General features: G+C 64.8%; 10 protein-coding genes. 3 read left to right on the top strand and 7 right to left on the bottom strand.

Annotated features, from left to right (window positions below; all coding sequences use genetic code 11):
* A partial coding sequence (locus tag Q4F91_RS10955) for a hypothetical protein (protein ID WP_303337641.1) occupies positions 1–188 on the top strand: 188 nt, incomplete at its 5' end.
* Positions 189–199: 11 nt separating this feature from the next.
* On the opposite strand, the gene Q4F91_RS10950 is transcribed toward Q4F91_RS10955, so the two are convergent.
* The 6 genes from Q4F91_RS10950 to Q4F91_RS10925 form a co-directional block, all read right to left on the bottom strand.
* Complete coding sequence (locus tag Q4F91_RS10950) at positions 200–394, bottom strand: hypothetical protein (protein ID WP_303337639.1); 195 nt, start codon at positions 392–394, stop codon at positions 200–202.
* Positions 395–595: 201 nt separating this feature from the next.
* Positions 596–1,723, bottom strand: a complete 1,128-nt coding sequence (locus Q4F91_RS10945; RefSeq protein WP_303337637.1) for a porin — start codon at positions 1,721–1,723, stop codon at positions 596–598.
* 87 nt (positions 1,724–1,810) lie between these two features.
* Positions 1,811–2,932, bottom strand: coding sequence for a porin (locus tag Q4F91_RS10940; RefSeq protein ID WP_303337635.1), 1,122 nt, complete (start codon positions 2,930–2,932; stop codon positions 1,811–1,813).
* A gap of 146 nt (positions 2,933–3,078) precedes the next feature.
* On the bottom strand, positions 3,079–4,197 hold the full coding sequence (locus Q4F91_RS10935) for a porin (RefSeq protein ID WP_303337633.1): 1,119 nt from the start codon (positions 4,195–4,197) through the stop codon (positions 3,079–3,081).
* A 471-nt stretch (positions 4,198–4,668) separates the two neighbouring features.
* A complete protein-coding gene (locus Q4F91_RS10930) occupies positions 4,669–5,763 on the bottom strand; it encodes a porin (RefSeq protein ID WP_303337631.1) in 1,095 nt (364 codons plus the stop codon).
* Positions 5,764–6,629: 866 nt separating this feature from the next.
* Positions 6,630–8,057 carry a GntR family transcriptional regulator gene (locus Q4F91_RS10925; RefSeq protein WP_303337629.1) on the bottom strand — a complete coding sequence of 476 codons (1,428 nt, stop codon included), beginning with the start codon at positions 8,055–8,057 and terminating at the stop codon, positions 6,630–6,632.
* Between the two features lie 204 nt (positions 8,058–8,261).
* On the opposite strand from Q4F91_RS10925, the gene Q4F91_RS10920 reads away from it, so the two are divergent.
* Positions 8,262–8,579, top strand: a complete 318-nt coding sequence (locus Q4F91_RS10920; RefSeq protein WP_303337627.1) for a helix-turn-helix domain-containing protein — start codon at positions 8,262–8,264, stop codon at positions 8,577–8,579.
* Entirely contained in the window at positions 8,576–9,799 is a 1,224-nt protein-coding gene (locus Q4F91_RS10915; RefSeq protein WP_303337625.1) for a type II toxin-antitoxin system HipA family toxin, read from the top strand. The genes Q4F91_RS10920 and Q4F91_RS10915 overlap by 4 nt, the downstream gene beginning before the upstream one ends.
* A gap of 18 nt (positions 9,800–9,817) precedes the next feature.
* Here the strand turns inward: Q4F91_RS10915 and Q4F91_RS10910 are convergent, their stop codons facing one another.
* Positions 9,818–11,251, bottom strand: a complete 1,434-nt coding sequence (locus Q4F91_RS10910) for a GntR family transcriptional regulator (protein ID WP_303337623.1) — start codon at positions 11,249–11,251, stop codon at positions 9,818–9,820.
* Positions 11,252–11,298 lie beyond the last annotated feature (47 nt).

The following is an 11,298-nucleotide window of genomic DNA, read 5'->3' as shown; positions in this document are numbered from 1 at the left end:
CTCAGCAGAAACGGCATGCCATCTGCCTGTCCGATCAAGCGCCGCCGTTCGGTCGTGAAGGGTTCCGGGAGATTGCCGGTGCCCGCGGAACATCCCCTGCAAATTCGAAAAAAAAGAAGCGGTCACCGAGGGAAGAGACCGCTTCACAATCAATGGTTCGGGGCATCCTGGCGGATGCCTCCGGGTGAGGAACGGATTGTCAGACGTCGTCCTCGGCGTCCTCCTTGATCTTTCGGAGCGCCTCGGCCATCTCCTTCTCCTCGATTTCCTTGCGGAGCTTCCGCCAGGTGATCTGGACGAGCGAGACCGAGCACCGCAGCATGGCGGCGATGGTCTTGTCGGGGGTGTGGATGCGCTTGAGCTCGGCGACGATCCTGAGCTCCATGTCATTCATGGACGCGGCCTCGTGTACTTGCTCGCGAAGTCGCCCCGGGACCAGGCCCGCATACGGTCGCGGACCCTTGCCGCGGAGACACCCGGGCTTCGTGGCGGCCGCCCGTGCGTGACCGGTCGCAATACGGAATGAATGGCAGACCGGGAAAGGAGAGGCCGCCAGGCAGGACGCCTCCGTGAAAAGAGGCCGGAGGGATTCGCGTCAGAACTCGATCTGCAGCCCGAGCGCCACGTCGACGCTCTTGAGCCTCGAGGTGAGGCCGTCCGTCTCCGCCCGGAACTGCTGGAAACCCGCGCCCGTGTAGAGCGTGGTTCGCTTGCTGAGCTCGTGGAGGTACATCGCACCCGCGCCCCACTTGTTCGAGTCAAGCCTGGCTCCCGAGGAATTCTCGAAGTCGCCGTAGTGAAGCGAGAGCTGCACCGTCCCCGCGGTGCTCGCCTCGAAGGCGAGGCCGGTGTGGACGTTCCAGCCGTCAACGTACGCGACGCCGTCGGTCCACAGCGGGGCGATGCCGCTGAGGGCCTCGAGGTCGAGGCGCTCGTTCCTGCCGACCTGGAAGCCCGCGTAGAAGGCCCAGGGGCCGACGTTCCAGTTGCCGCCGAACGAAAGCGCGAGCGAATCGTCCGGTGCCTCAGCGCCCTCGTGGGCGTAGAGAACGCTGTCCACGACCGCGACGAGCGTCAGCGGCCCGCGCTTACACGTGGCGCCCACACCCGCGTAGCGTTCGTTCCGGCGCACGTTCCCGTTAAGCTCCTCTCCGCGCGTGGCGAAGGAGTACTGGGCGTAGAGCTTCACGCCCGCGATCTCAGCGCTCTCTACCGAGACGACGTTGTCGGTGCGGCGGCGGATCCACCAGAAATCGGTGGTGCCGATGTAGTTGGCGTACCCGCCCTCGGTCACGTCGGCGTTGACGACGAAGATGTCGGCGCCGGCGCCAGAGGCGAGCGTGCCGAGGCGCCCGAAGGTGAAGTTCGCGAGAGGGGTCTCAAGCGTCACGCGCGCCTCGCGCCCGAAGAGATAGGAGCCCCCGCCGAGGAGCACGCCGTCGTCGGCGCTGAAGCCGTTCTCAAGGTTGAAGGAGAGCCCGAAGCCGTTCCCGAGCGACTCCTTTCCCATGATGGCGAGGATGCCGTCGCTCGCGAGGTCGGAGGCGAGCGAGAACGTGCTGCCCGAGGCGGCGCTGCTCCCCGAGTTCCGCTCATAAAGGAAACCCATGTCCACAGCGCCCGTGACCTCGATCTCCATCGCCCGGGCAGGGCTCGTCACGAGCGGCGCGAAGGCGCCGGCGAGGAGCAGGGAGAGAAGGGCGGAGCGGAAGGGCTTCTTCATGACGAGGGAAGGGGAAGAGGGATCCGGGCTCCGGGGTCGACGGCCGGGCCGCCGCCTCCCCCGGAACACCGGAAAGCCTGGAGGGGATCAGAAGCTGTGCTTCAGACCCACGGTCGCGTCGATCGCCTTCATGCGATAGACGTAGGCCGGCGTGTTCTCAAAGCGGTGCTGCTGGTAGCCCACACCCGTGTAGACGACGGTGCGCTTGGAAAGCGGATAGGAGTGCATGACGCCGACGCCCCACTTCTCGAGCTTCATCACCGGGCTGTAGGAGCCCTTCAGGTCATCATAGAAGACCGAGGTCTCGAGCGAGCCGCAGGGAAGGTCAAAACGCGCGCCGGCCGCGAAGTTCCAGCCGTCGACGATCATAAAGGAATCATCCGACGCGTCCACAATCCCGATGTGGGAGGACTTGTTGAACCGGCCCCACTGGGCGCCCGCGAAGACCGTGACCGGGTCGAGCGCGTAGTTGGCGCCGACGCTCACGGCCACAGCATCGCGGCGCTTGATGATGTAATCCTCGGCGTCGTGTTCGTAGAGGACGCTGTCGACCACGCCGACGAGCGAGAGGTCACCGACCGTCCAGGTGGCGCCGAGCGCGGCATAGCGGTCCTGCTTGCGCTCGTTGCCGGCCTGTTCCTGACCGTCCGTGGCGAAGGAGTACTGCGCGTAGAGCTTCACGCCCGCGAACACGGGCGACTCGAGCGTCACGAGGTTGTCGTAGCGGTCGCGCTCGAACCAGACTTGGGTGCCGATGTGGTTCGCGTAGCCGCCGTCCATCACGTCGGCCTCGGCCTGGAAGATGTCGAAAGTGCCGCAGCCCGAGGTGAGGGCGCCCATGCGGCCGAAGGAGACGCTGCCGTACGGGGTCTCGAGGGTGACGCGCGCTTCGCGCCCGAAGAGGCGGGTCGTGTCGTCGCTGCTCTGCTTCAGGGTGCCGTCGTCGGACCCGAAGCCGTTCTCAAGGCGGAAGGACACGGCGAAGCCGTTTCCGAGGTCCTCGCTGCCGCGCAGGCCGAAGCGGGAGCCGGAGTTGACGCCCGACTCCATCGAGAAAGTGTTGCTCTGGGGGAGGAGCGTGCCGGTGAGGCGCTCATAGACGAGGCCCGTGTCGACGATGCCGTAGACCTCGACGTCGGCGGCGTGGGCACCAAGGGAGCCGCAGAGGAGAGCGCCGGTGACGGCGCAGGAAAGAAGGTTTTTCTTCATTTGAGGGAGAACCTTATTGAAGGAAGGTTGGAGGAAATTCCCGGGTGGTGCAGGAGCGTCACGTCCTGAGATGGGTCCCAAGGTGCCCAACGTGACGTCCCGGTCTCACCCGGGGAGGAAAAGGGTTCCTGAAGTTCAGGACAGGATCAGAACGAGTGCTTCAGACCCACGGTCGCGTCGAGGGCCTTCGTGCGGAGGGTCAGGCCGGCCATTTCGTTCTCAAAGCGGTGCTGCTGGTAGCCCACGCCGGTGTAGACGACGGTGCGCTTGCTGAGCGGGTAGGAATGCATCGCGGCCACTCCCCACTTGTCGAGCTTGAAGAAGCTCTGATTCGCGCCCTTCAGGTCGTCATAGAAGACCGAGGTCTCGAGCGAACCGCAGGGAAGATCGAAGCGGGCGCCGACGTTGAAGTTGAAGCCCTCGGTAAACATCGTGTCAAGAATGCCGTTCTTGACGACGGGCATCATGTCGGCCCACTCGTTCATGCCCCACTGGGCGCCGGCGAAGACCGTCACCTTCTCGAAGGCGTAGCTGCCGCCCACGCTCACGGCGAGGGAGTCATTGCGCTGGAAATCCGCCTCGTGCTCGTACATCACCGAGTCCACGACGCCGACAAGCGAGAGGGCGCCCGAGGTGAAGGTGGCGCCGCCCGCGACGTAGCGCTCGTTGTTGCGCTCGTTGCCCGCGGCCTCCTGACCGGCGGTCGCGAAGGAGTACTGCGCGTAGAGCTTCACGCCCGCGAACTCGGGCGATTCGAGCGTGACGACGTTGTCGTAGCGGTCACGCTTGAACCAGATTTGCGTGCCAATGTGGTTGGCATAGCCGCCGTCCATCACGTCGGCGCCCGCCTGGAAGATGTCGAAGGTGCCGGCGCCCGAGGTGAGCGCGCCCATGCGGCCGAAGGAGACGTTGCCGTACGGGGTCTCGAGGGTGACGCGCGCTTCGCGCCCGAAGAGGCGGGTCGTGTCGTTGTCGCTCTGCTTCAGCGTGCCGTCATCGGACCCGAAGCCGTTCTCGAGTTTGAAGCTGACGGCGAAGCCGTTGCCCAGGTCCTCGCTGCCGCGCAGACCGAAGCGGGAGCCCGAGTTGACGCCCGAGTCCATCGAGAAGGTGTTCGTCTGTTCATGCATGGTGCCGGTCAGGCGCTCATAGACGAGGCCGGTGTCGACGATGCCGTAGACATTGACGTCGGCGGCGGAGGCGGCGCCCATGGCACCGGAGAGCAGGGCGCCGGTGACGGCGACCGTGAGGAGGTTCTTCTTCATTTCGAGGGGTCTCAGGGAGAGAGATGAACGGAAATGTTCTTGTTGTACGGGCGGCCGTTGAATCGGTGTGCGGCCGCCCCCGGAGAATCTGCGCATTCTGATGCAAACAGGTCCGCTCCGCCACACGGGCGCTCACGGGAACACGGCATCGGGCCTGTAAACGGGAAGGCCGGCGGCATATTGGGCAGAGATGCCCGAAAAGAGTTGCGGGTCGGCAAACTTTCCGCCCGTGATCACCGGCACGAGACCGCAGGAAACCGGTCAGGCGGGACCAGTCCCGTCTTCAGATGGAACTTTGCCTCCGATCGTAGGCACAGCGTAGGCACAGAGCGTCAGCCGAGAAGCTGCAGTCCTCCGTTGAAGGATGCTCCGGGACACTCTGCAGATGCGAAAAACTCCCGGCCTTCGCGAGGAAAACCGGGAGCTGGGATCAGTCAGGAAAGACTGAAGTCCTTCCTCACAAGTCGCTGATTAGAACTTGTGCGTCAGACCGACGGTGGCGTCGAGGCCCTTGACACGATAGGAATAGCTGTAACCAGAGAGTTCAGACTGCTGGTAGCCGACACCCGTGTAGATCGTCGTGCGCTTGCTGAGGGGATAGTTGTGCATCAGGCCGACACCCCACTTTTCAGCGTCGATGTTGCTGTCAGAGGAAGCCTCATAGTCGCCGTAGTAAACGGAGGTCGAGAGAACACCGCACGGCAGGTCGAAGTTGGCGCCGACGTGGACGTTGTAGCCATCAAAATAACCGAAGGCTCCATCAACATCCAGCAGAGAGGAGAGATCAAGCTTCTCGTACTGGCCCCACTGGAAACCGACGAAGACCGTCGCGAAGTCGATCTTGTAGCTGCCGCCGAGAGAGACGGCGAGCGAATCGTTCGGCTGCACGAGGGCGGTGTGCTTGTACATCACGGAATCAACGACCGCGACGAGCGAAAGATCACCAATGTTGTAGGTGGCGCCGCCGGCGACATAGCGGGTGGCTTCACGGGCGTTGGAACCCTCACCGTTCTCGCCCACCACATCGTTGGCGAAGGAGTACTGAGCGTAGAGCTTGGCACCGGCGAACTCGGCGGAGTCGATAGTGACCATGTTGTCATACCTGTCGCGCTGGAACCAATAGTTCACGCCGATGTAATTCGCATAGCCGCCGTCCATCGAGTCAGCACCGGCCATGAAGATGTCGTACGTGCCGCAGCCCGAGGTCAGGGCGCCCATGCGGCCGAACGAGACGTTGGCGTACGGGGTCTCGAGGGAGACGCGGGCCTCACGGCCGAAGAGGCGGCTGCCCTGCTTGAGCGTGCCGTCGTCGGAGCCGAAGCCGTTCTCAAGCTTGAAGCTCACGGCATAGCCGTTGCCGAGGTCCTCGGAACCGCGGAGGCCGAAGCGGGAGCCGGCGTTGACACCGGTGTCCATCGAGAACGTATCGGACTTCTCGATGTGATTGCCGGTCGTACGGGAATAGACGAGGCCGGTGTCGACAACACCATAGACCTCAACATCAGCAGCGGCGGCGGCGCCGGACACAAAGGCGGCGGCGACGGCCACGGCAAGAATCTTCTTCATTTTCAGGGTCTCCTGAAGGGGGAATATATGAGAGAGAGGGACGAGGGCTCGGATAATGGGTCATGAACGGCCCGCGGTCCCGACGGGAAGGCATTGTGCGTCACGATCCTCCGGGCTGCATGCTTCGTTTTCCGGGGAAGGGCGTCAAATGCATACAAAGCCATGCAAAAGGCGTGCCATGAGGGTCAATATGTACGCGCAGTCATCCCGTAAACGCGTTATGAGCACAATCCTGCCGCTGTCGTCCATGCCGAGGCACAAACTGCCAACTCTTTGTAGACTCTGAAAAATTACGCAACCGCGTTTCCCAATGCGATCGCCTCTGAGAATCATTCCGCATCCTGAATCGGTAATCTTCTGGAATCTCGCCGTTCTGTTGCGACTCCGAGACAGATCCATGACGCTTGTTGCACGAGAGAAGAGAGTCTCAACACGACTTCGGGGCAGGCCCCGGGCCGACAGAGATGCGGCTCAGGCGTCGTCAGCGCACCATTACCGCGCATTTCTTTTGCGGAAAAACCCGCAGGAGGGCTTTGCGGTGCGCCGGCACTCCGCCCCATGGGGCCCGCAGCACCAGAGGAGCGGAGGGCGGAGGATGACCAAAAACCACATTTGGGCCTCAATGATCCTCGAAATCTGGGCCTCATGGCAGCACCCTCATGGGGCGAAAATTCCCCGCGCCCGGCAGCCGTTCGTACCGGAAGACCGCCGGGCGCACCTACTCTTGAGTCGCGCCCGCGCGGACCTTCACGAGTCATGACACCCCGCCGTTAGACAGCGAGCTCTCGCTGCGGAAGCACCGGCGGACACCCAAGTCTCCCGTCATGACTCTTCGCGCCGGGCGCGTTTTTTTTTGTTCTTTCGGATCAGCCCCACTCGTCAATGAGGCACGCGAGCCTCCTGACGCCCTCGCGGATATCCTCGAGCCGCAGCGTGTAGCGGAGCGCCACGTGCCGCGCCTCCTTCTCGCCGAAGTACCAGCCCGGCATGAAGTTCACGTCCTCGCGGTGGCGGTGGATGCGCTTCAAGTCGACGCCGCTCAGGTCAAGCCAGATCGTCCCGAACCCCGCAGGCATCCTCCAGGTGAAGCGGTCCCCGAAGGTCTCGCGCAGAATCTCGTCCACGCGCGCGATGTGGGCCCTCTGGAATTCGAGGAAGCGCGAGATCATCTCGTCGTGGAGCTTGAGTTCGTCGATCTTCGCCGCCACGACCTGCCCGAACACCTCCGGGATCAGGTAGTCGCGCCGGGCGCAGGCGAGGAGATGCTCGATCAACTGTTCGTTCGCGATGATGAAGGTGTGGGTCGCGAGCGGCGAAAGCCACAGCGGGTGACCGCCGATCAGCACGACGCTCTCCTTCCTCGGGTCGAGCGACATCATGGGCGGCGGGAACTCGCCCTCGGTCACCTCGCGGCAGAAGATGTCCTCGATGATGAAGGCGCCGGACTTCCGCGCCTCGTCGACGAGCACGCCACGCTCAAGTTCAGGGAGCGTCACGCCCATCGGCACGGCCTCGTCGGGCTCGATCATCAGCACCTTGGGCGAGCGCGAGATCATGAAGTCGTTGATCCTCACGCCCGAGTTTTCATCGATCGGCAGCTCGCAGCGCCGCCGCGTGTGGCGGTCCGCGATGCCGCAGTGCTTGACGAGCGACACGGCCGGGTACCAGAGCTCGGTCGTGGGGCCGATCAGCACGTCGGAGAGAAGACGGTAGGCCTGCAGACGCCTTGAGACGATGCACACCTCGGACGGCTTTGCCTTGATGCCCCAGCGCGCCACGCGCCGGCAGATCGCTTTTTTGAGTTCCTCAATGCCGAGCGTGTCGAAGATCCGCATGTCGCCCGAGCGCAGTTCCTTCAGGGCCGCGAGCGCCGCGCGGTGCTCGATGTCGCTGACGGCATGCTCGGCCCAGTTCTCGGCCACGTAGGCGGCGAGCTCCACGACGCGCTTCTTCGCGCCCGTCGCGGAGGCCGGCACGTCAAAGCGCCTCAGCGCCTGGCTCGAGCGCGGCTCGCGGAAGCCGCTCCTGCTGAGGAAGATCCCGAGCTTGTCGGAGAAGGCGCTCTCGGAGGCGAGGATGCGGGGGCGGCGCTTGGGCTCGCGCTTGATCCAGCGCCCCTGCTCGAGGATGTCGAGGGCGGAGTCGATCGTGCGCCGGGAGGCCGAGAAGGTATCCATCAAATCCCGCCGGCCGGGGAGAAGGCCGTCCGGCCACTCGCCGCGCTCGATCTTCGAGAGCAGCACGCGTGCGATCGCACGGTACCGCGTCACGTTCTCCTCGTTCTCCGTCGTCATGCCTTCATTTCTCCTGTAAACGCTCGTCAGGAAGGAATGTTACCGAGACGGCGCCGGACTGACAGTCCGCGCGATACCGACGCCCCCCGAAGAGGGGAGGCCGCAGGTCACGCAACTGCCAGTATTTGAGCGCCTGAAGGCGAAAAAACGCCTTTATCGCTAAAATATGAGCAGTTGATTAACCCACGACGAACCTTCCTTCCGATGCACCAGGGACCGGATCCGTTTCACTTTCTGCAGTCGCCCAAGACCCTCCAGCAGGAGGTCGCCGCCCGCATGCGCCGGCTGCGGCTTGACCTCAATTACACGCAGGAGGCGCTGGCGCTCCGCTCCGGCGTCTCGCTCGGCTCCTTGAGGCGCTTCGAGTCCACCGGCGAGATTTCCTTCCGCGGCCTTGTCAATCTTCTGATGGCGCTCAACCGCACCGAGGAACTCGGCAGCCTCTTTGCGCCGGCGCCGCCGGTGAACCTCTTCGCGAAGGTTCCCCCGCAGCGGCAGCGCGCCTCGAAGAGAAAGCAATGAAGTGCACGATCCGGCTCAGCCTCGGCCATACGCGTCGCGAGGCGGGCGTTCTCAGCGAGGGAAGTGACGCTCTTGTCTTTCAGTACAGCCCGGAATTCGTGAGGACGGGCCTTCAGCTCTCGCCCATCCTCGTGCCGCTCGGCACGGCTCCGTGGCGCGGCAACCCCGAAAAAATGGACGGGCTCCCCGGGTTCATCCACGACGCCATCCCCGACGGCTGGGGTGCGCTGCTGCTCGACCGCCGGCTCCGGAAAAACGGGAAGGACCTCTCCCGCATCTCACCTCTCAAGCGCCTCGGCCTGGTCGGCCGGGACGGCATGGGCGCGCTCGAGTTCGAGCCGACCCAGGCTCCGGTCCCGGACTGGATCGGGAGCGGCGAGATCGATCCCGACAGGCTCGCCCGGGATGCCGAGCGCATCCTCGACGACGATGACGCCTCCGACGGTCTCGACGAGCTCCTGCGTGCAAGCGGTTCGGCGGGCGGCGCGCGGCCCAAGATCGTCTGCCTCGTCTCGGACGACCGCAGAACGCTGCGAAGAGGCACGGACTGGAGCCAAAGCTTCACGCCGTGGATCGTCAAGTTCCGCGGTTCCGGGGACGCCCGTGACGCCGGCGTGCAGGAATTCATCTCCATGAAGATCGCGCGGCGCGCCGGCCTCGACGTGCCGCCGACGCATCTCTTCCCCTCAAGGAACGGCCCGGGCTGGTTCGGCATCCGGCGCTTCGACCGCACGCCCGAGGGAAAGGTGCACATGGTCTCCGCCGCGGGACTCCTCCATTGCAGCTTCCGGGTTCCGTGCCTCGACTACGAGGGGATCCTTGCGCTCACGCAGAGGCTCTGCGGTGCTGAATATCTCCGGGAAATGCTCCGCCGCGCGGTGCTCAGCTTCCTCGTCGGCAACACGGACGATCACGCGAAGAACTTCAGCTTCCTGATGGATGCGTCAGGGAAATGGCGGCCGTCCCCGGTCTATGACGTCGTGCCGGCCGGCGGAGGCGGGCACCGTGAGAGCCTCTGGCACATGACGAGCCTGCTCGGCGAGGGCAGGATGCCCTCCCGATCCAGGGTCCAGAAGCTCGGCGGCATGTTCGGTCTCAAGGCCGCCGACGTCACGGAGGACATCGACCGTGTCGAGGCCGCGATGACCGCATATCCGCGGCTCGCGAGGGACCTCGGCGTCCGGGTGCCGCAGTCGGTGACGATGCGGCTTCCCGCCTGACGCACTTCGGGCTCCCGGTCAGCCGTAGAGCTCGATGTTTTCCCTCAGACGCTTCACGCCTTCCTCGAACTTCGCGAGCGTGACGGTGTAGCGCAGCAGCACGTGCCGCGGCTCCTTCTCGCCGTAGAACCACGCGGGCTCGAAGTCGATGCCGCGGCGGCAGCGCCAGAGACGGCGCAGGTTCACGCCCGCGAGGTCGATGCAGACGCTCCCGAACCCGCAGGGGAGCCGCCAGGTGAAGCGGTCCCCGAGGTACTTCCTGAGGATCGCCTCCATCTGCACGACCCGCTCGCGGTGGAAGGCGAGGAACCGCTCGCGCATGGGATCGATCAGGTGTTCGGAAAAGAGCTTCTCGGCGACGATCTGCGAGAAGAGGCCGGGGAACATGTAGTCCCGGCGCCCCGAGGCGCGCAGCTGGTTGATGAGCCGCTCGTGGGCCACGACGAAGTTGAAGGTCCCCATGGTGGTGAGCCAGGAGGGCACGGCCCCGAGGTAGATCACGCACTCGTGCGTCGGGTCGAGCGAGGCGAGCGGAGGCTTCACGATCCGCTCGTCAATGCCCCTTGAATAGCTGTCCTCAAGAATGAAGGCGCCGGTGCGGCGGGCCTCGTCGACGAGCCAGGCGCGGTCCGCGTCCGAGACCGTTCCGCCGAAGGGCTTGGCGCAGTCGGGCTCGAGCGCGAGCACCTTGGGGCGCTTGGAGAGCCCGAAGCCTGAGAAGTCAATGCGGCCGTCCGCGTCAATCGGCATCTCGCGCCGCCAGGAGGTGTGGCGGTCGGCGATGCCGTAGAAGCGCACGAGGCTCATCTCGGGGTACCAGAACTCGGTGGAGGGCCCGAGGAGCACCTCGGAGACGAGGCGGTAGGTCTGCAGGCGCCTCGAGGTGATGAGGATCTGCGAGGGATCGGCGGGAATGCCGACCGTCGGCAGGTGCGCGCAGAGCGCGGCCTTGAGGCCCGGCATGCCGCCGGTGGCGAACATCTCGGTCTTTCCCGCGCGGAAGTCCTTCAGCGCGGCGTTGAAGGCCTCGATCTCGAGGTCAAGGTTGATGTGCCCGTCCCAGTGCTCGTCGCCGAGCCTCGCGAGGCTCACGACGTCGTCCCCGATGCCCCGCTGGTCGCGGGTCTTCCTCACGTCGGCGCGCCGGTAGACCTCGTTCATCAGGGGCGGCCTGAAACCGCTCCTCGCGACGAAGCCCGCGAGCTTCGCCTCGAAGTCCTGTTTTCTCGGGACGATCAGGGGGCGCTTCTTCGGCTCGCGCAGGATCCAGTGCTCGCGCTCGAGGAGGTCGAGCGCGGCGTCCTCGGTGCTGCGCGAGCAGCCGAAGAGGCTCTCGAGCTGACGGCGGCCGGGAAGTCTGCCGTCGGTGTAGAGACCTGACTCGATGTTGCGGATGATGACGGAGGCTATACGCCTGAAACGCAGCGCCTCGTGAGAGGAGCGGTCTGGCATGTCTGTTCTTCTTTGTCCGGGCCCGGGGCCCGGCACGCTTTGTGTTC

Origin of the sequence: Sutterella sp. (assembly GCF_030539355.1) — a bacterium.
Classification (GTDB): Bacteria; Pseudomonadota; Gammaproteobacteria; order Burkholderiales; family Burkholderiaceae_F; genus Sutterella.
The sequence above is the reverse complement of the archived record's forward strand: the minus strand, read 5'-3'. Positions and strand labels throughout refer to the sequence as shown.

Bases quoted from the DNA above. Each gene is read 5' to 3' on its own strand.
- Q4F91_RS10930 (WP_303337631.1), bottom strand. From the start codon at position 5,763: ATGAAGAAGATTCTTGCCGTGGCCGTCGCCGCCGCCTTTGTGTCCGGC.
- Q4F91_RS10915 (WP_303337625.1), top strand. From the start codon at position 8,576: ATGAAGTGCACGATCCGGCTCAGCCTCGGCCATACGCGTCGCGAGGCG.
- Q4F91_RS10920 (WP_303337627.1), top strand. From the start codon at position 8,262: ATGCACCAGGGACCGGATCCGTTTCACTTTCTGCAGTCGCCCAAGACC.
- Q4F91_RS10910 (WP_303337623.1), bottom strand. From the start codon at position 11,251: ATGCCAGACCGCTCCTCTCACGAGGCGCTGCGTTTCAGGCGTATAGCC.
- Q4F91_RS10950 (WP_303337639.1), bottom strand. From the start codon at position 394: ATGAATGACATGGAGCTCAGGATCGTCGCCGAGCTCAAGCGCATCCAC.
- Q4F91_RS10940 (WP_303337635.1), bottom strand. From the start codon at position 2,932: ATGAAGAAAAACCTTCTTTCCTGCGCCGTCACCGGCGCTCTCCTCTGC.
- Q4F91_RS10945 (WP_303337637.1), bottom strand. From the start codon at position 1,723: ATGAAGAAGCCCTTCCGCTCCGCCCTTCTCTCCCTGCTCCTCGCCGGC.
- Q4F91_RS10925 (WP_303337629.1), bottom strand. From the start codon at position 8,057: ATGACGACGGAGAACGAGGAGAACGTGACGCGGTACCGTGCGATCGCA.
- Q4F91_RS10935 (WP_303337633.1), bottom strand. From the start codon at position 4,197: ATGAAGAAGAACCTCCTCACGGTCGCCGTCACCGGCGCCCTGCTCTCC.